Annotated in this window: 22 protein-coding genes and 1 pseudogene; 4 read left to right on the plus strand and 19 right to left on the minus strand. The window is 60.2% G+C overall.

Translation table 11 applies throughout. From position 1 onward, the window contains the following. Positions 1-2791: 2791 nt before the first annotated feature. Positions 2792-3301, plus strand: a complete 510-nt coding sequence (locus ACFSKT_RS17040) for an MFS transporter (protein ID WP_377719781.1) — start codon at positions 2792-2794, stop codon at positions 3299-3301. On the opposite strand, the pseudogene ACFSKT_RS17045 reads toward ACFSKT_RS17040, so the two are convergent. The 8 genes and pseudogenes from ACFSKT_RS17045 to serS all read right to left on the minus strand — a co-directional run bounded on the left by ACFSKT_RS17045 (position 3292) and on the right by serS (position 10325). Next, positions 3292-3845, minus strand: a pseudogene (locus ACFSKT_RS17045) (SLOG family protein). The gene ACFSKT_RS17040 and the pseudogene ACFSKT_RS17045 overlap by 10 nt on opposite strands. A 139-nt stretch (positions 3846-3984) precedes the next feature. Then, positions 3985-4341 carry a DUF3243 domain-containing protein gene (locus ACFSKT_RS17050; RefSeq protein ID WP_377719779.1) on the minus strand — a complete coding sequence of 119 codons (357 nt, stop codon included), beginning with the start codon at positions 4339-4341 and terminating at the stop codon, positions 3985-3987. 141 nt (positions 4342-4482) lie between these two features. Then, positions 4483-4842: a hypothetical protein gene (locus tag ACFSKT_RS17055; RefSeq protein ID WP_377719778.1), complete on the minus strand. Its 360-nt coding sequence runs from the start codon at positions 4840-4842 to the stop codon at positions 4483-4485. Between the two features lie 77 nt (positions 4843-4919). Further along, entirely contained in the window at positions 4920-6224 is a 1305-nt protein-coding gene (locus ACFSKT_RS17060) for a hypothetical protein (RefSeq protein WP_377719777.1), read from the minus strand. Beyond that, positions 6221-7324: a DUF58 domain-containing protein gene (locus ACFSKT_RS17065; RefSeq protein ID WP_377719776.1), complete on the minus strand. Its 1104-nt coding sequence runs from the start codon at positions 7322-7324 to the stop codon at positions 6221-6223. Before ACFSKT_RS17065 ends, ACFSKT_RS17060 begins: the two co-directional genes overlap by 4 nt. 32 nt (positions 7325-7356) lie before the next feature. Continuing rightward, positions 7357-8319 (minus strand): AAA family ATPase, encoded by a 963-nt coding sequence (locus tag ACFSKT_RS17070; protein ID WP_377719775.1) that lies wholly within the window; start codon positions 8317-8319, stop codon positions 7357-7359. A gap of 136 nt (positions 8320-8455) precedes the next feature. Continuing rightward, positions 8456-8842: a VOC family protein gene (locus tag ACFSKT_RS17075; RefSeq protein ID WP_377719774.1), complete on the minus strand. Its 387-nt coding sequence runs from the start codon at positions 8840-8842 to the stop codon at positions 8456-8458. A gap of 199 nt (positions 8843-9041) precedes the next feature. Further along, positions 9042-10325: a serine--tRNA ligase gene (gene serS, locus ACFSKT_RS17080; RefSeq protein ID WP_377719773.1), complete on the minus strand. Its 1284-nt coding sequence runs from the start codon at positions 10323-10325 to the stop codon at positions 9042-9044. 377 nt (positions 10326-10702) lie between these two features. On the opposite strand from serS, the gene ACFSKT_RS17085 reads away from it, so the two are divergent. Further along, positions 10703-11011, plus strand: a complete 309-nt coding sequence (locus ACFSKT_RS17085; RefSeq protein ID WP_377719772.1) for an HNH endonuclease signature motif containing protein — start codon at positions 10703-10705, stop codon at positions 11009-11011. Positions 11012-11111: 100 nt separating this feature from the next. Here the strand turns inward: ACFSKT_RS17085 and ACFSKT_RS17090 are convergent, their stop codons facing one another. After that, positions 11112-11645 carry an ADP-heptose synthase gene (locus ACFSKT_RS17090; RefSeq protein WP_377719771.1) on the minus strand — a complete coding sequence of 178 codons (534 nt, stop codon included), beginning with the start codon at positions 11643-11645 and terminating at the stop codon, positions 11112-11114. A 185-nt stretch (positions 11646-11830) separates the two neighbouring features. Between ACFSKT_RS17090 and ACFSKT_RS17095 the strand changes: the two genes are divergently transcribed. Further along, positions 11831-12811 carry a YpdA family putative bacillithiol disulfide reductase gene (locus ACFSKT_RS17095; protein WP_377719770.1) on the plus strand — a complete coding sequence of 327 codons (981 nt, stop codon included), beginning with the start codon at positions 11831-11833 and terminating at the stop codon, positions 12809-12811. 137 nt (positions 12812-12948) lie between these two features. Here ACFSKT_RS17095 and ACFSKT_RS17100 read toward each other — a convergent pair whose 3' ends face one another. From ACFSKT_RS17100 to ACFSKT_RS17140, 9 genes are all read right to left on the minus strand, one after another. Further along, positions 12949-14355: an aldehyde dehydrogenase gene (locus ACFSKT_RS17100; RefSeq protein ID WP_377719769.1), complete on the minus strand. Its 1407-nt coding sequence runs from the start codon at positions 14353-14355 to the stop codon at positions 12949-12951. A gap of 108 nt (positions 14356-14463) precedes the next feature. Beyond that, a complete protein-coding gene (locus ACFSKT_RS17105; protein ID WP_377719768.1) occupies positions 14464-15375 on the minus strand; it encodes a polysaccharide deacetylase family protein in 912 nt (303 codons plus the stop codon). 125 nt (positions 15376-15500) lie between these two features. Beyond that, on the minus strand, positions 15501-16511 hold the full coding sequence (locus ACFSKT_RS17110; RefSeq protein ID WP_377719767.1) for a phosphotransferase: 1011 nt from the start codon (positions 16509-16511) through the stop codon (positions 15501-15503). Positions 16512-16679: 168 nt separating this feature from the next. Beyond that, the gene (locus tag ACFSKT_RS17115; protein ID WP_377719766.1) at positions 16680-17354 is read right to left on the minus strand and encodes an MOSC domain-containing protein; all 675 of its coding nucleotides are present in this window, start codon (positions 17352-17354) and stop codon (positions 16680-16682) included. A gap of 297 nt (positions 17355-17651) precedes the next feature. Beyond that, the gene (locus tag ACFSKT_RS17120) at positions 17652-19289 is read right to left on the minus strand and encodes an amino acid permease (RefSeq protein WP_377719765.1); all 1638 of its coding nucleotides are present in this window, start codon (positions 19287-19289) and stop codon (positions 17652-17654) included. 68 nt (positions 19290-19357) lie between these two features. Further along, positions 19358-19570 carry a hypothetical protein gene (locus tag ACFSKT_RS17125; RefSeq protein WP_377719764.1) on the minus strand — a complete coding sequence of 71 codons (213 nt, stop codon included), beginning with the start codon at positions 19568-19570 and terminating at the stop codon, positions 19358-19360. Positions 19571-19662: 92 nt separating this feature from the next. Next, positions 19663-20256, minus strand: coding sequence for a response regulator (locus tag ACFSKT_RS17130; protein WP_377719763.1), 594 nt, complete (start codon positions 20254-20256; stop codon positions 19663-19665). Positions 20257-20342: 86 nt separating this feature from the next. After that, positions 20343-20954, minus strand: a complete 612-nt coding sequence (locus ACFSKT_RS17135) for a DUF3298 and DUF4163 domain-containing protein (protein ID WP_377719762.1) — start codon at positions 20952-20954, stop codon at positions 20343-20345. A 91-nt stretch (positions 20955-21045) separates the two neighbouring features. Further along, entirely contained in the window at positions 21046-21771 is a 726-nt protein-coding gene (locus ACFSKT_RS17140) for a phosphonate ABC transporter ATP-binding protein (RefSeq protein ID WP_377719761.1), read from the minus strand. Between the two features lie 724 nt (positions 21772-22495). Here ACFSKT_RS17140 and ACFSKT_RS17145 point away from each other — a divergent pair. Then, positions 22496-23233 carry an HAD family hydrolase gene (locus ACFSKT_RS17145; protein ID WP_377719760.1) on the plus strand — a complete coding sequence of 246 codons (738 nt, stop codon included), beginning with the start codon at positions 22496-22498 and terminating at the stop codon, positions 23231-23233. 239 nt (positions 23234-23472) lie between these two features. Here the strand turns inward: ACFSKT_RS17145 and ACFSKT_RS17150 are convergent, their stop codons facing one another. Further along, positions 23473-25839, minus strand: coding sequence for a type IA DNA topoisomerase (locus ACFSKT_RS17150; protein WP_377719759.1), 2367 nt, complete (start codon positions 25837-25839; stop codon positions 23473-23475).

The raw sequence follows: 25839 nt of genomic DNA on the forward strand, positions 1-25839 counted from the left end.
AAGCTCGCCACCCGTCCGGCCCCGCACCTCGCGGTTGGACGTGCCGGCCGCCGTCGGGAAGCGCCATGTCCCCCACGGCCTCGACGTGCGCGCCGTGCCGTCCGACCAGAACCACGGCGCGCCGGCGCAGGACCGGCGTCTCGCCGCATCAGGGCGCGGGGCGGCGGCCGCGACGCCCAGCCTGCTATGGGTGCTCGCTCCCAGTCCGCGAGCAGCGGGCCAGGCCGAGTTCCACCCCAGCGCGCGCGACGGCTCGCCCGACGCGAGGATCCCCAGCACGGACGTCTCGGCCCGCGGCGTCCACCACCACGCCGTCCGCTGGCTCGATCCGGCCTCTCGGCGAGTGCGGTCCTCCGGGACGAGTGCCGCGTGGCCGCACGTACGGACGTCGGCGTCCCACGTGTGCGGCCGTCCTCGAGAGTGGACGCGGTGGGCGTGGGAGTCCGCCGCCAGGGACTCGTCCACCGCCTCGTCCGCGTGCTCGATCCGCCGTCGACGCGCCCGACCTCCAGCTCGACCCCGTTCTCGGCGTGCAGTGCGTGCAGGCGCGCGGTGGATCGGCGCCGTCGTCCGACGGCGGTCAGTGAGGCGTCTCGTGTGCTCGATCACGAGCGTGACGTCAGGTGCGAAGGCCGCGCGGGCCGTACGACGCGGTCCTCGGCGCTCTGATGCCTCCGCGCCGATCACCGCCATCGCGCGTCCCCAGAGTGCAGACGTGCCACGAGGGCGTCCGCGTCGTGGCGCGATAGTGCTGGCAGGGGTGATCAGCTCGCGCATCGTCGGCGCCGGCCCGCCAGCGGGCGCTGCCACCGACCGCACCGTCGCGAGGACCACGCGACGTCCGGTGCCCGTCCCGGGCCTCCCCGTGTTTCAGCCGCACGCGGTGCCGCGCGTCCGCACTCGCCGGCTCGAGCCCTCAGCCCGCGCGGTCCACGACCGTCCACTCCGTGCTCCGGCGAACCACGACGGCGGGCGAGCGCATCGCCGGGCTCCGTCCGTCTCCCGGTCAGGTAGTCCTTGACATGAGCGGCGGTCGGTCGTAGGGCAGGCCCTCGGTCCGCTGCGATCGTCAGCGCGCCCGCGAAAACCGCGACGGCCGCAGCTCGCGCACAGAGAGAACACCAGCCAGCCGCCGCCGAGCGAACGAGCACGGAATAGGCGGAGCGCCCGCCGGGGAGCCCCGCCGTCGTCCGCCACAGGTCACGAGGCCCGCGCTCATGCTCGCCCGGCGTCAGGTAGAGCTGACCGTGCCCCTGCGCCTCCACCGCATGCGTGCGACCGGCTTCGGTGGCCAAAAGCAGCACACGCGCGTGTGCGCCGGCCTGAGGCAGAACTCGGCGGCGCAGCGGGCATCTCGACGCTGCGTCCCTCGGCCACCCCTCGGCCAGGGATGCGGTCCTCGTGGTGCGAGGTGTCGTCGATCGCGTAGAACGCGCCGTCTCGGCGTGAACACCGCGACGTCGTCGCGCGTGGGGCCCGCCGTCTGCGCCGGATCACGCGAGCGACTCGCCGCCGGGATGTCCGCCGCCGCGCCGATGTGGATGGGCTCCGCCGGATGTGCTGCCTCGTGCTTGCCGCCGGCGCTCACGCCGGCTCCTTCAGGGTCTCCACGCCACGGTGTATCGCCGCGGGCGTCACAGGAGGACCTCGACATGCGCGCACCGTCCGTCCGCGCAGCGCCTCGAGCGGGCGGGGCGGCGCCATGTCCTCGTCCGAACGGACGTGGCGGTTCAGGAGCACACCCAGAGTCAGCGCCGGCGTGACAGGATGATCGAGTGACCTTGCGCAGTGGCAGCCCTTGCTTCGCCGAGGTCCCACATGGAGGTGAGCACGGTGCAGGGGCACGCGCATCGTCGATCAGCAGCACGTAGACCGGCAGGCGCGGCCGGTCACGTCCGCGCTGCGCGCGGGGACGCAGCGCGCGGGTCACGGGAGAAGAGGGCCAGGGGGTCCGCGCTCCCTGGGTGCCTGTGCCCCGGACGGCGTACTCGGGACGCTCGGCTGCCGTCACCGGGATTGCGCGTCTGACGGGCGATGAGCTACGCGGCCTTACTCCCCTCGGCGGCGCGCGCACCTCGGATCGACTCAGACCGAACGCGCGCGCACCTCTCGAGGACGCGGTCGTTGGCCTCGACCTCACCATCGTGACGCGGACGCCCTCGCCCGCGAACGCGCACCGCACGAGGCGCTCGGGCCTGGCTGAAACGTCGTCGTGCGAGCGCGGCGGTCTGATGCACCCAGCGGCAGCCACAGCGCGAAGTTGGCCGTGGTCTCGGGCACGTCCCAGCCGGCCTCCTGCAGCGCGAGCGGACCGAACGCGACGCGCTCGTCCACCACGGTCTGCACGTGGCCGGGACCTCGTCCAGGTGCTCGGGTAGGGACGGCGGCCTGCTCGGCGAGCGTTGGAGACGGCGAAGTGCTACGGCCCCGGTGGGCGGGCGGGGGGGTCAGGGGGTGCGGGCGATGGGCTGGGGGGGGAGAGTGATGCGGTCGGCTCCGGGGTGGGGGGGGGGGGGGACGTACCGTGGGGAGCTGTCTCGGGGGCGGCGGGCGGGAGGGGGGGGGGGGGATGAACGGGCGCATCGGCGAACTGTTTGCGCAGCATAAAATAATAATCTTCCGTCTCCATGCCACCCGGCTCCGTTTCCCGCAAAAGGCGAAACAATTCCGTATACCCTTCGCTATTTCTTCTTCTTTTAGAAAAGTATACTGGGGATCATAACCAGCGTAAAGAGGAGATTCCCATGAAATCGATATCTACCGGGGCGGCCATGCACGCTCATCCGTAGATTTGGACCGTAACTTCATCCTTCTTCTGGCGGCAGGAGGCATCCAGACGGCCGGCATCAAGATTTATAAGCTGGCGCTGCCGCTCATGCTGTATGACCGAACAGATTCGTCCGTCGCGATGTCGGTTATGTGCGCGGTCGAATTTCTGCCTAATCTATGCCTCGCCGCGTTCATCGGCGTGTGGATCGACCGCGCGAGCAAAAAGCACTGGATGCTCGAGTCTGTCGTCATGCAGAGCATCATGCTGTTCATCATCTATGACGATCTTGCTCGCGGGCTGGGTATCGCGTTGCTTGGGGCCATCCGTCGTTTTCCTTGTTGCGGGGAGCGCCAACATAGCGCTGTTCACGGTTTTCCGGTTCAGCATCATGTGGAAAGAAGAACGTTAAAGAGGAAGCGTTCTTCCTTTTCCCTTCGAACATCGAACAGGCGGCGCTGCCATGCGCCGCCTGCTGCTGCGGAACAGAAGCTGTCCGCTTTCGCCTGTTCGCTCAAGGTTGTTCAGCTATAGTCCCAGTTCTGCTCGTCCGCCGCGTTTTGGACGTCTTCGCCCGTCAGTATCATATAGCCGTACCCTTCTTCCTCATGCTTCTTCCAGGCGCGCTGCTTCATAAACTTCGGGCTGGCTTCTCCGTTCTCTTCATCATAGAAAAGGAGAATGCCGTCCGTCTTGCGCAGCAGCAGCTCGTCGCGCGCTTTCAGCTGCCAGACCCCTTCATAGGGCTGCTTGCTGACGCTCGCGTAATAATCCACCTGTTTCAGTATCCCCCGGTAATAGTCCTGCTTCGCTTCGTTCCACTTCTCTTCCGGATTGAGATAAGCGGCCAATATGGAAAGCTTCAACGCCGGATAACGTTCGCGGAGCGAGATGGCCACTTCGCATGCCCAGAGATCAACGCCGAACTGCCCCGGCGTGATCACCCATTCCAGCCCGTCCTCAATCAACGGCACGAGCTTGTTCTCGATGGCCTTCTTGATGAGCGGAATGCCTTTGTGCTTTTGATCGAAGATGCCCAGCTCATGCGCCCGGTACCGGTTGCAAGCAAATTTTTCATGCCTAGCTCCTTGCCTCATATGGAGATGAAATTGTAATCGGATTCCCTCAGTTTACCCGGATCGGTCCGGGAATGCAAAAAGAAAAGCCTTGACTGCGCGGCATGAATTTCCGCGAGCCCAGGCTTCTTCATGTATGGATTAATGCGTGTCCGCTTGTTTGCTCTGTGCCAGCTTGACGAGCAAATGCGCCAAAGCGTGACGCTCCTGCTCTTCCCCGACTTTCCACAGCTGCTGAAGCAAGTTCTCCTCGGCGTTGCGAGGTTCTTCATGTTCGGCAAGATACTGAGCGACCTTCTGCGCGGCGACGGCCAACTGCTCTTCGTTCAACCCGATCGCTTCGGCCATCTTGACCCGCTTGCTCAAGTAGGAGCGGAATTGTTCGAAATCCGCGAGAATTTCGTCCTTTTTCGCCGGGTTGATCCGTTCGATCGTTTCCTCGATTTTGCCGGTTTGAAGCTCTCCGTCCTTCAAAATGGCATGGTTACGTTCCGTCATCGTTAACGCCTCCTTTAGGTAATCAGTACACGTATCTTTACCGTAAGGAGACGAGCTTGAATCAGGTGCAGCGCACAAAACCGCCTTATGCCGCGATCGGGCACAAGGCGGTTCGGATGTGCAATTGGGACGGCTGCACCGTTATTGTGTAAATCCCGTCGAGGCGATCGGCGGAACCGCGCCGGACGCGGCACTCGCGTTCATCGACATTCTCACTTGCGATTCCGCCTGACGAATCCGCTGCCCGATGGCCTGGATTTGGCGTTTCTGCGCGTCCATCTGCATTTGCAGTTGGTTCTCCGCGATGGCAAGCTCCTGCTGAATGCCTTGAAGCTCCATCAGCACTTGGTTCACCTGCTGGGAGCGCGAATCGAGGCCAACGTTGCGCAGCGCTTGCTGCGCTTGTACGCGCTCTTGTTCCTTCTGCTGCTGCACTTGTTGTTGGAATTGCTCGTACGAAAGCTGCTGGCTGTTGATCCCTTGATTCGGTTGCTGCTGCATATCGTTCAGAACCTCCCTGTTTGCCTAAAGAATAGTTCTAATATGCGCAGTCTCGTTTGCTTTATGTAACCAGCGCGTTATTTTTTGGTTTTTTTCTGCCGAATCTCGCGATCCATCCATTCCAACTCCACGTCCTCCGCCTCGATGCCGCCATACCGATAGGCGGAATAGGTTTGCGTTAACCGGATCCCCAAGCGGCCCGCGTTCGCCTCACCGCCGCTGCGCTTGGCTTCTTCTTGCCCCATCTCGATCGGAGTCTGCGAGGGCTCGAACGGCCGTCCCGACTTCTTGCGGTCGGACAACCACGTCCGATAGAGGAAGATAAGCCGGCTGGACGGATCGGCCGCTACGGGGTTCGCTTCATGGCGTCTGCCAAACGTAAAGAGCGATCGCCGCTTGCGCTTCGGTCCCGCGATCCGGTCGACCTCGTCTTGGTAGTCGGCCCGGTCCGTGATCCGTTCACGGCGCAGCCAGGCGGCTAGTCGCGCGGCCAAAGCCCGCAGCGCAGACGGAACGAGCGGCAGTCGGCGAATAAGCGCAATGAGGATGAACAGACCGACAACGCCTAAGAATCCATACATGATCCAATCCCACCATGGAGAAGGATCGGATGGTTCCCCGGCCGGCAGCATCGAAGGCGGCGGCGCTTCCGGCGCCGATTGCGGAGGAGGATTAGACGCCGGCTCCTTCGGCGCCAGCAGACGGCTGATCCACTTGGCCGCCTCGCCCCAGACGGCGCCGAACCATTGCCGCAAGGTTCCGCTGGCGGCGAGCAGCAGCGTAGTCAATGCGACCAACATCGTAAGACGGATGTTGCGGTTACGGACCGCCGCGTCCGTTCGTGCGGACGCTCCCGGCGCGGCCGATTCCGCGCTTATCGTCCGTAGATTCACGACGAGCAGCATCGCCAGCAGCGAAGCCAAACCTCCCGCCATTAAGAGGAGCGGGGATACCGCGAAGCGTTCGTTGCGCTGCATAATAACCGAAAAGAGGACGTAGATCAGCAGCCCGATACTGAAATGCGCCGACGTAAACCTAACCGGCCATGGCGCAAGCGCCGCCCGAGCTCCGCGGTACAAGCCCGTCGTGCTTCCAACGGCGGCCGCGGCGGCTGTACTTGCAGAGGCGACGGGCAGCAGAAGCGCGCCGATTCCCGTTCCGCAGAGAGCAGCAAGCAGCAAGGTCACGGATGGCTGGCGAAACGCCGCGCGCATGCCCAGCAGATAACCGGCCGGATAGCTCAGCAGCAGTACCATCCACCAGCTGTGCTCCCATGCCGCCGGCTGCACGAGGCCATTCGCCGCGAGGATCAGCGGTAAATATACGATGAACTCGATCAGACCTTGGAAGAAGACTAGACTTGCTTCGCGGATTCGCTTCATGACAAGTCCGCCTCCTCGTCCGCCGGTGTTTCGATCGGCAGCCAGTTCACCTGGTGGCCCCGCTGCCGCAGCAGCTCGGCCGCGTCCTCTAAGGCATCGCTCCAGAACGCGGATACCACCACGATATCGCATCGTTCTTCCTCATCTGCCCCGGCTTCGCGCAGCAGCGCTTCGAACGGGATGCAGCGGTGGATGATCAGCCGGGCCATGGCATCAAGGACCTGCATCAAATGTTCGCGTCCCGCAGCCCGCAGGGTCGAGACGTGCCGGCCCGGTTCGTCCACATCATGACCGTTCGAAGCGAAGCTGAAGGCCAGCCCTTGTTCCTCCGCAAGCTGCATCAAGCCGGCCGCCTTGCGGATACCATGCTCGATCAGCTCCGGATCGGTCACGGCCTGCCACATCTCCGCATGGTCCTCCACGTTCAGCAGGACGGTTAACCGATAATCGGCCGTATAGTCGTGCTTGCGTACTTGAAGCGTGCCTGTGCGGGCGGTCGCTCCCCAGTTGACGCTCTTCAGCGGGTCCCCATCCCGGTAAGCCCGCACGCCGCTTACGAGGAACGGGTCTTCCATGATCCACCGGCGAACCGTTACATCGCCTTGCCAGCTGTGGGCGGGCAAGCCTAGCTCGCTTCGTTCCGCGGGAAGCGGATAGACGGTCAGTTCCGCGTTCAACGGGACGGTTCTCCAAGCGCGGAACAAGCCGAACAAATCGCCCGACGAGATCGCGGCGGACGAAAGTCGATATACGCCTCTCTTGGCGGCTCGAACCGGATGACGCCTGGTAATCTGACGTCGTCCGCCCAAGCTGAACAGGCTCGCGTGGTTCTGGTACAGCGAGCCGCTGCTTACATCCAAATTGTCGCCGCCGCCGAACACAATACCGCTTCGCAGCTGTGATTCGACGCGAAGCCACGGAACTGGAAGCCGCTTCTCGTTGCGGATCCGTTCAATCATCTCGATACGCTCGCCCTCGAAGCAGGTTCGTACGCTGAAAGCGCGCTCATATGACAGCTTGCGCATTCCCCAGAAGCGGAACAGCAGCCGCTGGGCGACGAGCACGGGGACAAGGATGAGAATTACCCAATGAATCGTCATCGCCGCACCTTCGATTCCGGCCGCTTCATCGGCTAACCCGCGTGCAGCGGCGCATCCGCCGGCACCTCGATCTGAGCGAGCACCGAGGCGATGACATCGTCGGCTGCGTTCCCTTTAAGCCGCAGCCCGCCTCGTACGACGATCCGGTGGGCGAGGGCGGGAACCGCGAGCGCCTTCACATCGTCCGGCAGCACGTAATCCCGCCCGTACAGCGCCGCGCGGATCTGACATGCCCGAAGCAGCGCTTGCGTGCCGCGAGGACTCACCCCGAGCGCGACTTCCGCATGCGCGCGCGTCGCCTCCGCGATCGCCAGCATGTAACGGAGCAGCTCTTCGCTCACCCGCACGGTTCGGCAGAGACGCTGAGCCTCGATCATCTCCGACGGCTCCGCGACAGCCGCCAGCTCTTCCAGGGGGTTCGCCGCGAGAAACCGCTTCATGATCGCAATCCCCTCGTCTGCCGACGGATAGCCCATCCGGATTTTGAACAAGAAGCGGTCGAGCTGCGCCTCGGGCAGCGGGAACGTCCCCTGCTGTTCGACCGGATTCTGCGTGGCGATGACAAGAAACGGCCTCTCCAGCGTGAACGTCGTGCCGTCAATACTTACCTGCCCTTCCTCCATGCACTCCAGCAGACTGGATTGCGTCCTGGGCGTCGCGCGGTTGATCTCGTCGGCCAGGACGATATTCGCGAACAGCGGGCCAGGCCGGAATTCGAATTCCCCGCTTCGCTGGTTATAGAAATGAATGCCGGTCATATCCGACGGCAGCAGGTCCGGCGTGAACTGCACCCGTTTGAACGATCCGCCGATCGAGCGGGCGACCGCTTTGGCAAGCAGCGTTTTGCCCGTTCCGGGCACGTCCTCGAGCAGGACGTGCCCGGAGGCGATTATGGCGATCAGCATATGGTCGATCACGTTTTCTTTCCCGACGATGACGGAGCCGACGTTGCCGCGGATACGATCGGCCAGCCGCTGGACGGTTTGGAAGCTCATGTACGTTTTCTCCTCTCGTGAATACGCGAAGGTTGATAGGGAGCATTTCCCATTTAGTATAACGGGTATCGAGATCGCGCGCCATGTCCATTCCTAGCCTGTCGTTCGCGGTTCTCCGCCAGAGACGCCGGAGAAGTCAAGCCGGCGCGACGATCTCCACTTTGATCCGGTCCGGATCCTCGAAATACAAGCCATAATGGTGTTCGCCCCCGGCGTAAGGATGGCCCTTCGCATATAACAGCGTAACGCCGCGCGCTTGAAGCGCCTCCGTCATCGCGTCCACTTGCTCGCGTGATGCCGCGCGAAAAGCGAGATGGTTCAATCCCACGCGCTTCCGATGGTACGGCACGTCCATATACCGCAGCTCGGCCTGCACGAACACGATATAGGCATCGTCGGCCCTGTAACTGACGCCATACGCCCAGCGCTGATATCGCTCATAGCCGAGCTGTGCCAGCAGCCAAGACCAGAATCGGTCGCTGCGTTCTAGATTGGATACGTAAAGCTCAATGTGATGAAGCATGGATAAGCCTCCTCCGTAAGAACAAGCTTTTCGTCCACGACGCCGGCGGACGAGAAAGGATAGGAACATTATAGAACATATGTTCCCTATTTAACAAGCGTCACGACAGCAAAAAGCTTTCCGGCGATCTCGTCTCGCCGGAAAGCTTCCACAATTGTATGAATCGACTTCGCGCTACTTCGCCTGCCCTTATCCGATGCTACACCGGAAGCCGGATTTCTTCCATCCCTCTCATATATGGCCGAAGCGCCTCGGGAACGCGTACCGATCCATCCGCCCGCTGATGATTCTCCAGGAGCGGGATGAGAATGCGGGGCGTCGCCGCCATCGTGTTGTTCAGCGTATACGCAAAACGCAGCTGTCCTTCCTCGTCACGGTATCGGATCCCCGCGCGTCTGGCTTGAAAATCAAGCAGGTTCGATGCCGAATGCGTCTCTCCGTAGGCGTGCCTGCTCGGCATCCACGTTTCAAGGTCGAATTGCTTGTAATTTTTGTACGAAAGGTCCCCGGTGCAAACGGCCATAACCCGGTAGGGCAGCTCCAGCAGCTGCAGCAGCTTCTCCGCGTGCGACAAGATTCGTGCCAGCCACCGATCGGCAAGTGCGGGATCCGCCCGGCAGATGACGACCTGCTCCACCTTGGCGAATTGATGCACGCGATACAGACCGTGAACGTCCTTGCCGGCCTTGCCGACCTCGCTCCGGAAACAAGGCGTCGCGGCCGCGAGCCGCAGCGGCTCCGTCAAATCGATCGTCTCTCCCGCATACATGGCTACCAGCGGGACCTCCGCCGTTCCGGCCAAGAAGCGCCTCTCTCCTTCGAGCTCGAAGGCTTGGTCGCGGAACGCGGGGAAGAAGCCGGTCGCCGTAAAAGCGGCCTCATTCGCCATGACCGGCACGTCGAGCAGCGTGAAGCCTTCGTCGCCGAGCAAGTCGAGCGCCAGCTGCTGTACCGCCCGATGCAGCATGAGCCCCGCGCCTTTCAGCACATACTGGCGGCTGCCGCCGATCTTGACGCCCCGGCGCAGATCGAGCAGACCCAGCTTCTCGCCCAATTCCACGTGGCTAAACATCGGGAAATCCGCTGCCGACGGTTCCCCCCACCTGCGTATTTCGACGTTATCCTCATCTGTGACGCCATCCGGCGTATCCGGCGAGATCCAATTCGGAACTTCGAGCAATCGACGATCCCGGTCGCGCTCCAACTGCTTGAGCTCCGCTTCGGTTTGCGCCATCCTCGCGGCAAGCTCGGCGGCCTCCCGCTTCTCCGTCGTCCCCTCCGCTTCGCGTCCGTCGCGAATAAGGGCTGCGATTCTAGCCGAACGCGCATTGCGCTCCGCGCGCATCGCTTCCGCCTGCCCCCGCTGCCGTCTGTATCGCTCGTCGATATCGAGCAGCTCCGCGACATCGCATGGGATGCCCCTCCGGTCTGCCGCCTCTTGTACTTCGTTTGCCCGTTCTCGAATCAATCGAATGTCTAACATGCGTCTCTCCTGCCTCTCGTTCGATGGAATGCAAAAAAGCGCTCTTCATCCCAATATGGGACGAGGAGCGCTTCACTCGCGGTGCCACCCAACTTAGCCGGCTGCATGCGCCGACTCGCTTTGCTCCGCCTGTAACGGGACGGACCCGGAATACTTAGAGGACGCCGTGCCGATCTAATCGGAGACAATCCGTTCGCAACGCCTCCGAGTTGGATGCTCTTCATCGGCATGGTCTACTGTGTAATTGTTAGTGCACATTATAGCAAAGCGGGATTGCAAGCGCAAGCCAGCGGCGCTATAGCTTCCGCACGATCCGCATATTCCCGTCCTGCCCACCGCAAGCTAACCAATATCCGGCAAGAGAGGAGCTTAATTTCGTGGCCAAGCAAATAGCAAACGTAGGCCGATGCGCGTTATGCGGCAGAGACGAGGTCGAGCGGACCGAGCATCATTTGACGCCGAAGGAGATGGGCGGCACGTTCATGGAGACGGTCCTGCTATGCCGAACCTGTCACCGGCAAATACACGCGCTCTACACGAACGAGGATCTGGTGCGCCTGGGCTTGACGACGATCGAGGCGCTCTTGGCGGATGAACGCGTCGCCGCTTACGTGAAATACATTCGCAAGCAGCCGCCCGGCGTGCTGCCGAAAGTCCGCAAGTCCGCGCGCGTAAGGGAGCGGTAGCGGTGTTCGGGCGAGACTTTCGATCCCGTCGCGTTCATAATCAAGACAAAAGACCGGGGAAGCAGCCTTCGCAGCCGCCTCGCCGGTCTTCCGTTCACCATCACAAATCGCGCATGGTCTCCCATTCCGCGGGCGACAGCCCTTCCTCCACCGCGAACTCGTAGTCCTCGATATCGTAAACCTGCACGGGAACCTCGGCTTCGATCAGCCGGTCCTGGAACTCGAACTGATCGGACAGCAGCGGAATATCCAGCTTCATCGCCGTCAGCAGCAGCTCCGTTTCGATCGGGTCGAAGTATTCGCCGTACTGCGCGTTGTCGATCCCGTGCACGATTGTAAATTGAATCATGTCGTTCAGCAGCAGCGGCGAGCTCTCCCGCCACGGCATTTGAAGCGCGCGTTCGATCTTTTTGCGGTTCAGCGGATCCTCGAAGAAACTGATCAGCTCCGCGATTTTCAGCTTCACGTGTTTGTCTTCCTCCGGATCGTCCATCACCGGCTCCGCGCTTTCCTTCATATCATACAATTCCAAGACCGTGGAATATGGCAAGACAAAATCGACCGGCCGGCTAGGCACGAGCAATTGTCCATATGTAGCCACCATGACGGCCTCAATAACAAAGCGGCGTCGCATTCTATCTCCCCCTTTAGTTCGCCTGAACCCTTGCATTTGCCAATAGGATCATAACATGATGATGGCAAGCGTGAATCTATTATACACTATCCGAACGCCTGTACACAGCGTCAAAATGCGGAGCCGTCCACCGGTTATATGTTACAATAACCGTACCGCAAATCACGTATAGGAGGCGTTCCGCCATGACAGAAGAGCAAGTGATCATTATCGGCGCCGGCCCATGCGGCTTGGCCGCGGCCATCGAGCTGCAGGATGCCGGCATCGACGCCCTGATCATCGAGAAGCGCAACATCGTCCATTCGATCTCGCAGTATCCGACTTATATGCATTTCTTCAGCTCGCCGGAGCTGCTCGAGATCGGCGGCATTCCGTTCACGACCGCGCACGATAAGCCTTCGAGGCTCGAGGCGCTTAATTACTACCGTACCGTCGCGCTGCGCCGCCAGGCGCGGGTACACGCGTACGAAGCGGTGCACGGGCTGGACAAGCTGCCGGAAGGCGGATGGCTCGTCCGGAGCACGGACCGTTCCCGGACGGAGAAGACGTACCGCGCGCGGAACGTCGTCATTGCGACCGGCTATTTCGATCATCCGAACAAGCTCGGCATCCCGGGCGAAGAGCTGGACAAGGTCAGCCATTTCTTCCGCGAAGCGCACCCCTATACGGGGATGAAGGTCGCGATCATCGGCGGCAGCAATTCCGCCATCGATGCCGCACTGGAGTTAGAGCGAGCCGGCGCGGAGGTTACCGTAATATATCGGGGCGAAGCCTATTCCCCCAGCATCAAGCCTTGGGTGCGGCCACTGTTCGAGAGCCTCGTCGCCAAAGGCAAAATCGCCATGCGGTTCCGTTCGCAAGTGACCGAGATCCGACCGCTTCACCTCGTCGTAACAAGCGAAGGCCGCTCCGAGACGATGGAGAACGACTTCGTGCTCGCGCTGACCGGCTTTCATCCCGACCGCGGCTTCCTCGCTTCGGTCGGCGTCACGATGGAGGAAGAAGGCTATCCAACGTTCAACGACGTGACGATGGAGACCAACGTGCCGGGCATTTACCTCGCCGGCGTCGTCGCCTCCAGACGCGAAGCGAACGAAATTTTCATCGAGACGGGTCGCTTCCACGGCCGCAAAATCGCCGCCCACTTGCTTGCTGCCCGCCGTTAACCCCAAGCCGCCGATCTTCGGCGGCTTATTGGCATGCTTGGCGAAAAGCCCCGCTCCATTCGATTTGCGCCCGACAGCCTATTGGTCTCCCGCAACATCCATGAACGAATCAAGCCGCGCCAATCGCTGTGTTCCAGCTATTTCATCGCCTTGCGCAGCAGCTCGATCCGGCTCTTATCGCTCGGATACCGCAGCGCCAAGTCAAAGCGCATCGTCTGCTTCAGCACGCTTTTGCGGTGGGAGAACGTATCGAAGCTGAATTTGCCGTGATAGCTGCCCATTCCGCTTTCGCCGACGCCGCCGAACGGCAAGTTCGACGTACCCAGATGCATCAGCGTGTCGTTCACGCAGCCGCCTCCGAAGGAGATGCGCGCCAGCACGTCCCGCTCGATCGCGCCATCATCCGTGAAGAGGTACAGCGCGAGCGGCTTCGGTCGGTCGTTAACGGCGTGAATGACTTCTTCGATCCGGTCGTAGGTAAGAATCGGCAGAATCGGTCCGAAGATCTCGTCCTGCATCACGGGCTGCTCCCAAGTGACGTTCTCGATCAACGTCGGCTCGATCTTCAACTTCCCGCGGTCATAGCGGCCGCCGTGCGTAATGGTGCCGCCTCCTTCCAGATAACCGGTAATCCGGTCGAAATGCCGCTCGTTGACGATTTTGCCATAGCGCGCCGACTCGATCGGATTGTCTCCGTAGAATTCCCGGAAGGCGTCCTTCAATGCCCGCACGAATTCGGACTTGATCGATTGGTGGACCAGCAAATAATCCGGCGCCACGCACGTCTGCCCGGCGTTCATCAGCTTGCCGTACGCGATTCGCTTCGCCGCCAGCTTCAGGTTGGTGTCGCGGTGGACGATGCACGGGCTTTTGCCCCCCAACTCCAACGTGACCGGGATAAGCCGCTTCGCCGCCGATTCCATCACCGTCCTGCCAACGGCGACGCTGCCTGTGAAGAAGATATAATCGAACGGCTGTGCGAGCAGCGCGCGGCTTGTCTCCACTTCTCCCTCCACGACCGCCGCGAATGCCGGATCGAACGCCGAGTGGAACAGCTTGGCCAGCACCGCCGACACGTGCGGCGTCAGCTCGGACGGCTTGACGATCACCGTATTGCCCGCCGCGATCGCTCCGATCACGGGCGCGATCGCCAGCTGGAACGGATAGTTCCATGGCGCGATGACGAGCACGGTGCCGTAAGGCTCAGGCATGATGTAGCTCTTGGCCCCGAAGAACAAGAGCGGGGTCCGGACTTTCTTCGGCTTGGCCCACTTGCGAAGCCGCTTCATCGCTTCGTTGATTTCCGTATATAACAGACCGATCTCCGTCATGAAGGCTTCGTCGGCCGCTTTGTTCAAATCCGCAAGCAGCGCGTCCAGGATTTCCTGTTCGTAGGTTTTGACCGCCGCTTTCAGTCGGCTCAGCTGCTCCTTCCGAAATGCCAGCGACAACGTACGACCCTCCGAGAAAAAGCGCTTCTGCCTCAAGACGAGCGCCGAAATTTCGTCTTGCCCGGTCAGCTTACCACTAGTTGCATCGCTCATGCTGCTTCCCTCCCGCTTGTCTCCATGGTGCTTTACCTCCAAGTATACAACAAACCCTTGCCACCCCCAAAGTGAGGATGCGCAAGGGTTCGCCCGCGAATCACCGAATTAACCTTTCGCCCGCTGCAGCTCCCGCAAATCGCGCCAGCGGACGGGCAGGATGCCCTCCTCCGCGATGGTGCGCCGGATATCGGGGTCCCGGAACAACTCCATCTCCATCCCACGCCGCAGCGGCTCGCCGTGAAACGCCATCAGCTCGTCGGTCACGAATGACGGGTGGATGATTACCTCCGAGACGCCGGGATGCAAATTGCGAAGCAGCGCGATCATCTGCGCTTTGAACGATTCGTACGTCTCGCCGGGCGCGCCGCGGAACGGCAGACCTAACAAATAATCCAAGACGACGACGCCCTTCTCGTCGGCGAGCTTCGCCATGCGCCCGGCTTGGCTGGCAAGCTCCGGTGGTGCCACCTGCCCATCCTCGAGCAGCAGGTTCCTGGGCAGCCGGAACGGAAGCCCGTACTCCGCGCACACCTCGAACACTTCCTCGATGAAATGCCGACCGGTCTGAATTCCGTATAGGCTGCCCATATGGTTATCCGCGTGCGTCAGCTCCACGCCGAGCGCGAGCGCCATCTCGATCTGCGCCACCAGCTCCAAGCGAACCTCCGCCGGATCGGCGAACCGTTCGAACGACTTCGCGTCTTTATGAAAATACCCTTCGTCGGTAACGAGCGACTGGGTGGAGCCGCCCCGGTAGACCGGCCCCCATTTGACGGCGTCCCATTCGCTCGTGAACGTCAGATGGACCCCGACGTCCAGGTGGCGATGGCGGGCGCTCCAAAGCGCCGCTTCCCTCGCCCAGCCGCATGGTGTCATTAGCGTGGCCGAAGAGACGATCCCATCCGACAATAGCGCTTGAATGCCTTGATTCACGGCGTGACATAATCCGAAATCGTCCGCGTTGACGATGAGCAACCGGTCTTGTGGCCCGAATCCGAGCCGCTCAGCTGTAGACATAGGATGGCTCCCTTCCAAGCAAGGATGAAGTGGGATCTCTTACGACCGATTATATGGCGGAACTTGCGTTTCATACCCGCCGCCTCGAGTCGAACACGCGCGGAGGTGGCATCCAGCGACGCCGGTCAGGTTAAGGTTTCGCGCAAAATCCGATCCAGTTCGCCTCGGTTGCGGTTGATCCACTCGCATACGAAGCTGGTGCGTCTAATTTGTCCGCGCCATACTTCGAGATCGTCCGCGCCGTCAGCCAGCCTTCCGGCAAAATGAAGGAAGACGTCCATCATGCGCAGCTGCATCAGCTCCGGCAGCATGTCCGCCTCCTCCGCGTTCAGCCGGATCGCCGAACCGAAGCCCTCGCAGAACAGGCGGGTCCGATATAGCGCAAGCTCCGTATCCGGTCCCGGGAACTCGGCTAATACCACGGCAAGCTCCATGGCGCGAACGTCAATCGTTGCGAATTCGAAGTCGAGCAGCCCCACGATCCGATCGCCAAGAGCCACGCTGTTCGTAAACACGATATCGCCGTGAATCCATTGATGCGGCAGCCGGGCGGCACGGCCCGCGGCCTCTATCAAGTCGTCGCGCAGACGAATCATCGTCTCGAGCCGTGCGCCCTCCTCTTCAAGCAGGCCCTGCTCGCCGGCGAGTTCGACCAATCGGCTGCCTGCCATCGCTTGATGCGTATCTTCGAACCGATAATACGCGTCGTACAGAGGCCTCGCATCGATCTGCACGGCTGCGAGTCTGGACGACAGCTTGCCGGCGGCTTCGCCAAGTCCGCGAATATGCGCCGGATGCACCGGACTCGGCCGGTGTCCTTCGATATAATGGTACAATGCGGCCAGCTTGCCTTCCGGCCCTTTCGTGACCGTGCTGCCTTCCCGGTTGCGTACCGGCCCCGGAACCTTCAGTCCCAGCTCCTTGCCGCTCAGCGCCAGCAGGACCGCATGCTCGACATGCACGATCGCTTCGTCGCGATGGTTGTCATACACCCGAAGCACGTATCTTTCGTCTCCGGCATAAATCATGCGGGTCGTGTTGTTCATGCCGCTCTCTTCCCGCTCCGCCCGCCAGGGGCTCGTCCAGTCGTATGCATTCAAAAAAGCGGCGAATTCGCCGCCAGTCGATCCGTTCATGCTGCCTCCGTCTTGTATCGTTAATTAAGTACCCGAATCTTTAATGCGATGAAAGAAATGCACGGATCCGCAAGCCAATGTTGGCTGACCGCGCCAGGCAATTCGCCAAGCGAATCCCGTTGACGCCGATCCGTTCGTTCAAAGCTAGTCTTCGAACATGCGGCTGCGCTATGTTCGGTCAGCGTCCGCTTCGAGCTTCGCCAGCCGGCTGCCGAGCGTCTCCCGCCAGCTTGCGGACAGCGCCGCCACGTTCAGCACGTTCGCGATTCCCGCCGCGTCCTTCTTGTCCGTATGCATGACGCGGTTCGCTTCCTGCAGGGTGATGCCTGCCGAATCCCGACGCTCCAGCACGAATGAATCGCCTGCGCCGACCTCGCCCTCTTCCAGCACGCGGAAATAAAAACCGGTGTATCCATTCTCCTGCACGCGAACAGGCAGCTCCGGCAAGCCATGCTTCAAGCCCAGCTTGAAACACGGCTGTCTCGGTTGGCTCACTTGGACGAGCGCCGAACCGATCCGCAGCACGTCGCCGATCCGCAGCGCGTCCTCCGTTAACCCTTCCGCGGTGAAATTCTCGCCAAAGGCGCCTGGCCGCACCGGCTTGCCCCATGCCTCCTCCCAATACGGAAAATGCTCCAGCGCGTAAACGCACACCGCCTTGTCCTCGCCGCCATGATGGACCAGATCGCCCTGTCCGTCGCCATGCAGACCCGTCTTCGTCAGGAAGAGCCGGCCGGCCGCGGGCTCCTTGTTGATTCCGGTTTGAATTTCTTTGCTGCCGTGCATGACGGCACTCGGCAGCGCAACGTTCAGCGACACCAGCTTGCCCAACTGCTCACCCATTCGCGCTCACTCTCCCTTTTCTCAATATCGTCATTATAGTCTGCGCCGGAAAGAGTTGGCAATCCTGCGGCTTGAGCGACGATTGCTGCCGCGGCGCCGTCCGCCGACAGCGCCTAATCGTCTAAACCGCCCTGATGCTGCCGCTTTGGACACCTCCGCCTCCGCATCGCTCGCGCCCTTTCGTCACGACTTTGGTTTTTCCGATGTCTCGCTGTCGAAACATCGCCGCTCTTGTTGCTTCCTGCGCTTCCCCGGGAAATGATCAATCATTTCCCGGATTATTGCGGAAATTTTCTTTCAATTCGAGCGATGAACCCGGTGCGAATTTTGCTCCAAGCCGGCTCTAGAGGCCGATAACAACGGCTGCCCCGCCATCCCGGTTGGCCTTCTCCATCTGAAGGCGGCCAGCAAGAGGAGAAGTGCCGCGAATCCGAGCACACACCAAGAGATCGCGCTTAGAAACCAGGCGATGATGCCTAACCAAGCGATCGCCCATGCTGCGGTCATCCATTCCGTCCACGGCTCCAGCCGGCCTAGCCGCCACGGGCCTGAAGCTACGGCGATGCCCCCTACCCGCGCGGCGCATCTGCCGCCGGCCGCGAACGCCAATCCCGCATGGAGCAGGAAGAAAGCAAGCAGCAGCGGCTGGATCGGCAGCCCAGATCCGCCGCCTAGCGTGTGCTGCATCGTGACGGATACGCTGATCGCGGCGCAGCAGGCGGCGCTGATGACAAGCAGGCGTGCTCGCGCGTCGCGGCGAGCATCGGTCTGGAACCGCTCGCCTCGCGAAACGGTGCGATCCCGCGCCATGGCGACCCACGTTCGCGCGATGCACGCAAGACTTCCCGCGCCCGAGCACCAAGCGGACCACAACACGATAACGGCCGCCGCCGGATATAACCACGAGGCATCGCCGCCGAGAATCGCGTTTATCCCCGCCAGGAGTCCTCCCGCTTCCGGCGAGAACGGGATTTGAACGAGCAGAACCGCAAACAGGATATAGCCGAATATGACTGCATACGCCGTCGACAAAAAGATCGCCCATGGCGTGTGGATGCTCGCTTCTTCCGTATCCTCCGCAATCGCCGCCGCCCTCTCGCCGCCGATCACTCCTCGGTATAACAGCAGCAGACCGAGCAGCACCGATTCAGCTTCCGGGTTTGCGGCCAGCACGTCGACCGGGTGCTTTTGCTCATAGAGCATTTGAATCGGCCAATAGCCAAACTCCCCCGCACCCACGAACACGACAACCACGCCGACCATGGTTGCGATCTCAAGCCACGCCGCCGCAACGAATAGACGGCCTAGCCGATCCGAGCCGCGCGCGCTCGTCCATAATTGCGCCGCGAATAAAACCGCCAATATGGCGTAATGGCCAACCGGAGCCGCTCTATATCCGAATGCTTCCGACATGGTCGTATTCAACCAAGATGCCGCAAGCACGTTCGATACGGCATACAGAACCGCCTGCCCTGCGATATGAAGCCCGCCAGCCAGCAAGCCCCATCGCTTCCCCCCTACTGCCGATACCCAATGGTAAACGCCTCCGGGTGAAGGCATGCCAGAAGCCGACGCTGCGTACACGCAAGACGCCAGCAGGGCAAACAACCCGATAACGGGCCAACCGATGCCGAGCGCGGCAGGCCCTCCTTGCGCGATGGCGGGCAGCAGCAGCCAGCATCCGCATCCGATAAGCCCCATGCCGGAGAACGAAAAACCAAAGGCCGCAAAGCCGCTCATGCGACGCGTCTGCCGCCGGGCTTGTCCCCAAGAATTCGAGCCATGCGTGTCTCTTCCGATGATGACGGAAGTCGAATCGTCGGGTACCGGACAAGGCCGCGCAGATGCAACATGTCTTTGCGCCACATGTCCGAGCAGCAGCGCGGCGACGCATACGAATATGAAGAGCGAAAAACCGACAATGACGGCCAGCATGACAAGGCACCCCCTATTTGACTGTATGTCGCATAGGGTCGCGCAAGCACAAAAAAAGCTTCGCCGGCTTAAGACCAGCGAAGCAGAGCGAACATCGTTCCGGCGGCGAACGAAAATATGAGCACATGCATGGCAAGACGCTTCCACTTGCTTCTTGCCGGCAGCTTCCATAAAGCATAGACGTTCACGACGGCGACCGCTAGCACATAGACAAGCGCGATGACCGCGCCGCGCAGCTTCTCCGCCTCCGTGGACGGCGCCATGAACCCATAGATCAACATTGTCGCCCCAACCGCCACATAGGGAAACAGCAAACCGAAAATGAAATGCGCGAGCGCGCCTATCCACAGTCTGGCTATAATACGCGCCTCCTTTACCCGTTCAGCCGGGCCAGCACGCTTTGTTTGACATCGTCGATCTCGAAAGGCTTCGTAAAGAAAGTCGTCACCCCAAGCTTGCGGGCGGCATCGAGCTTCAGCGGATCGCCGTAAGCCGTAATCATCGCCACGTCGACGGTCCGGTTATGCGCACGGATTGCGGTCAGCACTTCAATGCCGTCCATGTCCGGCATTTTGAGATCGAGCAGAATATAGTCGACCCGCTTCTGTTTCAGCGTCTCGACCGCGGACTTGCCGTGCGAGAATTCGAACACGCGCAACCCTTCCAGCTCGAACACTTCGCGCAGCAGCATGCGAATGGCGGTTTGATCGTCGACGATCATAACGGTGGGCGGTCCGTTTTCTTCGATGACCGGTGCTGCGGAAGTTGGCGGCGTGTACGCCCGATCCTCTTCCGCCACGCCGGCCCGCGAAGCGAGCGGCCGTTCGTTTTCGCGCGCGTCCCGATTGTTTAATGAGGTTAATCCTTCTTGCGTCTCGCCAGGCCGACCGGCGCGTTTAGTGCCGGCTCTCCGCCAAATGAACAGCGCCGCAAGTACGATAAGTAGAATGATGAGCATGTAGAGCATGGTGGTGTTTCTCCTTCAAGCGGGCGCTGCTGACGCTTGTTCAGCGCGCGTGTTTTAAGTGAATATGAACGTCGGACTTGGGAACGTTAGTCGTTCACGATCATGGGCGCAAGCGGCCCGTTCGGATTCACGATATCCGCCAGCTCGAACACCGAGATCGGAAAATAAGGGAATCCAAACGCGTACGGTGCCAGCTCGTACAGGTCGAAATAGATGACCAGCGCGCGGTCCGCCACATAGAACGACTGATTCGGCGCGATGCTTACAAACTCGCCCAAGGTAGCGATTTGTCTCTCCGCAATTTGCGCTTTAATTAGATCAGACAGCCTTTTCACGTAGGGGCTGCCTGGCTTGAACAGCTCGGCGAGCGAATAACGCTTGCCCGTCCCGATATGGAACGTCAGCGATTTCTGAAGCGTCAGCCCGTGAGCACCGCCCGTATAGGCATAGTTGTACAGCGATAAGCTGAGAATGCTTTTCTCGTTCGTCTTGACTTCGAAATAGCCCTGCATCTCCGCCCGCGGATCGTCGAGCGATCCTTGGTCCGCCGCGAGCTCGCGTACCTGCTGGCGAATGGCGGCGTTGATCGCGTTGCGCGCGGCCGCGTTCTGTACGCCGCTTACGACCGGAATCCACAATTCCGCCTTGGGTAACGTAATTCGGGATGCTTGCACGTGAACCGGAAATTGAAATGCCATCCTGCCTGACACCTGCCTGCTCATAATGAAGTACCTCCCATTATATGCAGGGCGGATGCCCGGGGTTCAGGTTCGCTTTCGGTTACGTCGGTTAAATCAACATTTTCTCTCGCGCGGTCATCCGTCTTCCTTTAATATCCAACACGAGCTTGCCGGCATTCAAGCCCAGAATGCGGTCGGCGAACCGCTCCGCCCAATCGCCCTGCGACAAGACGGCCACGACTGTGATCCCCTGCGTCTGGCACATTCGCTTCAGATCGCTCAGCACCTGTTCGGCCGTATGCGGGTCAAGGCCCGACACCGGTTCGTCGACGAGCAGCGCCTTCGCCCCGTGCACGAGCGCCCTTGCGATCGCGATGCGCTGCTTCTCGCCGCCGCTCAATTTGTCGCCTTTCTGATGTGCTTTATCCAATAAGCCCATCTTCTCGATCATATCCATTGCGCCCATGTAGTCGTCATTGCGGATCATCCCCGTCACGCGACGCCAGACCGGCGTCTGATGCGTGGCCCCGATGAGCACGTTTTTGAGCGCCGTTTTGTTCGGGAGCAGCTCAGGCTTCTCCTCCAGGTATGCGATTTCGCGGCGTACCTTCAGCTTGCCGGAGAATCCTTTTTTGAAGATGGAAACGCCATCAACTTCATAATCGCCGTAGCTCCACGGCTCGCGCAGCGCCAAACAGCGCAGCAGCATCGATTTCCCGCTTCCGCTAGCGCCTTTGATGGCGACGAACTCTCCGGCTCCAACCTCGAAACTTATATCCGATAAAATGTTCACTTTGCCGGGTAGCTGCTTCGACAACTTCGTTACTCTGATCATGCCCGGTGCGCTCCTTTGCCAACAGTTCTTGCCATCTATCATTCTAGTTTAAATTATTCAAAAAATAGTTTCCATCCGAACAAATGTTTGGTATAATCAAAACAAGAACAAACGTTCCCTCTACCATTCTAAAGGAGTTGATCACCTTGCAACGTTGTGAAAACTATCGTTTTATTGAAACCCGTCGTCCATTCCGGGATTTGACGTTTAAATTTTATTCGGACGGCTCACTTACGATAATTGACAATGAGGCGGAGTCGGTCGTCTCTCCACGGGATTTGAGAGGCGAGAGTTACGACTTTTACGTCCGCCGGCGGCTGGCTTTTATACGGAAGAATTTGACGGAGAAGATTCAAAAATATGCTTAATACCGTTAAAATAACGCGCGTCACCGGCAAGAGCCACGGTGACGCGCGTTTGTTGTGCTTGTGGCGGATGACACTCGTCCGATCCCGCCTTAGGATTAAGGAAGCTGCTTGTTGATTCCGTTCAAGCTCGCAGGGCGGTTCGCGAGTTTTTCCAGGTTCGGGGTACGCGAACGGACCCTGAACTTCGACTCGTTGTTCTTGTTCTCTTTTGCATCCGCTTTGTTATAAGGCATGGCTTTAGCTCACCTCCGCTTACATTATTTGTTTCGGGTGCTTCGTTTATTCGGTTTGACGCGGGGCATACGAGTGCGGTAGATTGAAAAGACGACGGAATCACTTGGAGAAGGAGCCATGTTATGACGAAGCAGAAGATTCTGTTTGATTTGGATGATACGCTTATTTACTGCAATAAATATTTCTATCACGTCATCGACCGGTTCGTCGATTCCATGACCATGTGGTTTGGCGGCTACGGGCTGACCGAGGCGGTCATTCGCGAGAAACAAACGGAGATCGATCTAGCCGGCGTCCACGCCGAAGGCTTCAAGAGCGACCATTTTCCGGAATCGTTCATCGGCACGTACCGCTATTTCGCCTCTCTCTACGGCCGCGCGTTATCCCCCGTGGAAGAAGATTTTCTTTGGAAGCTGGGCAGAAGCGTATACGAACACCAAGTCGAGCCATACCCGCATATGGAAGAGACATTGGACGCGCTCGCAACCAGCGGCCATGAGCTTCACCTATATACGGGCGGAGAGCTGCTGATCCAGGAGCGCAAAATCAAAGCGATGCAGCTCGAGCGTTATTTCGAAAATCGGATCTACGTTCGCTCCCACAAAAATATCGAGGCCATGGAAGACATTATCGCAACTGGCGGTTTCGACCGTACGTCGACCTGGATGATCGGTAACTCCATTCGCACCGATATCGTGCCTGCGCTAACCGCCGGGATACACGCGATTCATATGAAGAGCGACAGCGAATGGGTGTTCAATATCGTCGGGATTGAGGTCGAGCCCAAAGGCGCGTTCTTTACCCTGCAGGCGCTGAAGGAAGTGCCGGATACGATACACGGTTACTTGGGACGAATGTAAATAGGTTAACATATAGAGAAGCCCCTCAGTTGGAGTAAGCGTAGACGCGCATGCAATGCGTCTTCTTCTCAACCGGAGGGGCTTTGCCGTTCGCGCTGCGATCGGATTAGCGCCATCGATCATAACCCGAAGATTGGGCAAGCAGCATTCCGCTTCTCATGTCCTGTAGCGCGCTCCCACGCCATCAAGTCAATCTACATGACCTGATGGCGAGAACACGCTTCGATGATGGAGTTGGTTTATTCCCGGAACTCGACCGTGCCGGCTGACGGATCCGTCAAGACGAGCTTGCCGCTAACCGAGCTTCCGTCCGACCGCTTGATCGTCATTTTGCGGGTTTGTCCGGTTGACGCAAGCGACTTGGCCATCGCGGCGGTCACCGCTTTGCCCTGCTGGTCTTTCCAAATGACAAACGAACAGCCTTCCTTGTATCGAATGCAGCCATAACCGCGTTTGCCTTCGATGAGCTTGCCGCCGCAGCCCGGGCGCGGACAGTCGGCGATCCACTCCGGCGCGCCGGAGGGCTTCGAATCCCGGACCGCAACGGCCGTTGACGCTCGGGATCGGCTCTTCGCCGCGCCAGTCCCGGAGGCAGCTTCGCCGGCAGCCGTCGAACGAGCCGCGCGAGGGGCGCGCGACGAACCGGATGCAGCGGATGAGCCGGACGACTTGCCGCTCTTGCTTCCGCGCGCACCGGACCGGCCTTTCCCGGGTCCGCCGCCTTTCCCCTCGTCTTCACCGAAAATCGACGCTTGCGCTTGCGGCTGCTGCTTCACTTTGCCTACGATCATCTCGGCGAATTGCTTGACCTTCTGCATGAACTGCTCGTCCGACGCTTCGCCTCTCGAGATCTGATGCAGACGCTGCTCCCAGCGACCGGTCATCTCCGGCGAGGCGAGCAGCTCGACGCCCGCTCCGCGGATGAGCTCGATCGCCGCGCAGCCTTTGGTCGTAATGTCAAGCCGTTTGCCCGCCGTCTGGATATACCCGACCTGCTTCAGCCGCTCGATCGTCGCCGCCCGCGTCGCCGGGGTGCCGAGACCCGTCTGCTTCATCGCTTCGCGCAGCTCGTCGTCCTCGATCGACTTACCCGCGCTTTCCATCGCCTTTAGCAGCGTGCCCTCCGTATACGGCTTAGGCGGCTGCGTCGCTTTCTCGATGCCTGACGCGTCTTTGCACCGTACCGCCTCTTCCGGATTGACCGAGAACGGCCGGTCGGTCACCATGAGCTCGTCGTCCTGCTCCTCCTGCTGCTCGTCGCCCTTCTTCTTGCGGCTTTTCGCCTTGGGCGTCTCTCCATTCTCATTCCCCAATACGACTCGCCATCCTGGCTCGAGCTGTTCCTTCGCTTTGGTGCGGAACTGCTCGCCCTCCACCTCCGTGATGACTTCGTGATGGTTATAGCGAGCTGGCGGATAGTAGTGGGAGAGGAATCGGCGCACGATCATATCGTATATATTCTGTTCTTCCGTGCTGAGCGTCCCCGGCCTCTTCGGCGTCGGCAATATCGCATGGTGGTCTTCTACCTTCGCCGGGTTGCACACCGCCTTATTCCCTTTATGCACGCGGCTGCGATCCGCGCCGTTGGCTAATTGACCGTACGCCGAGGTTTGTTTGAGCATGTTCAGCACGTTCCCCATGACCGGAATGTTTTCTTCCGTCACATAGTTTGAGCTTGTACGCGGATATGTGATGACTTTATGTTTCTCGTACAACGCCTGTGCGATGTCGAGCGTCTTCTTCGCCGGATAGCCGAAGCGGCCGTTCGCCTCGCGCTGCAGCAGCGTCAAATCATACAGCCGGAATGGATATTCCTTGGACTCCGTCTTCTCGTAGCTGACGATTCGTCCCGGTTTCCCTTTCACTTTGGCGGCAAGCGCGTCTGCCTTCTCCTTCTCAATAATTCGGTCGCCCTGCCAGATCCCCTTATAGCTGAAATCCGATTGCGTAAACAACGCTTGGACGATGAAATACGTCTCGCTGTTGAACGCCGTAATCTCCTTGTGGCGATCGTAAAGCAGCGCCAATACCGGCGTCTGGACGCGTCCGACCGACAGCAGCGTCTTGTGCTTGATCGTAAACGCGCGCGACGCGTTCATGCCGACCAGCCAGTCCGCTTCGCTGCGGGCGCGGGCGGCACGGGTGAGCGAATCGTACTCGGCGTCGCTCCTGAGCCCGTCGAACCCTTTGCGAATCGTCTCCGGCGTCAAATCGGATATCCATAACCGATCGACCGGCTGCGACAGCTTTAGATATTGCTTGATTAAATGGAAAATAAGCTGTCCCTCGCGCCCGGCGTCGCAGGCGTTGACCAGCTTATTGCAGCGTTTGGCCAGCTCCCCGATCGTCTTGAGCTGATCCGTCGTCCGCGGATTCGGCCACAGCTTGAACCGTTCCGGGATGATCGGCAGGTCGGCCGCATTCCATCGCTTATATTTCTCGTCATACCGATCGGGCTCCGCCAAACTGACGAGGTGCCCGATCGCCCATGTAATGATATGATGCTCGCCTTCGAGATAAGTGCGTTTATTTTGCGCTTTCGGCTCCAGAACGGCCGCGATCGTCCGTCCCATATCCGGTTTTTCTGCGATAATTAACGTTTTCAA

The sequence above is a fragment of the Paenibacillus xanthanilyticus genome, from assembly GCF_042682185.1.
GTDB lineage: Bacteria > Bacillota > Bacilli > Paenibacillales > Paenibacillaceae > Paenibacillus_Z > Paenibacillus_Z xanthanilyticus.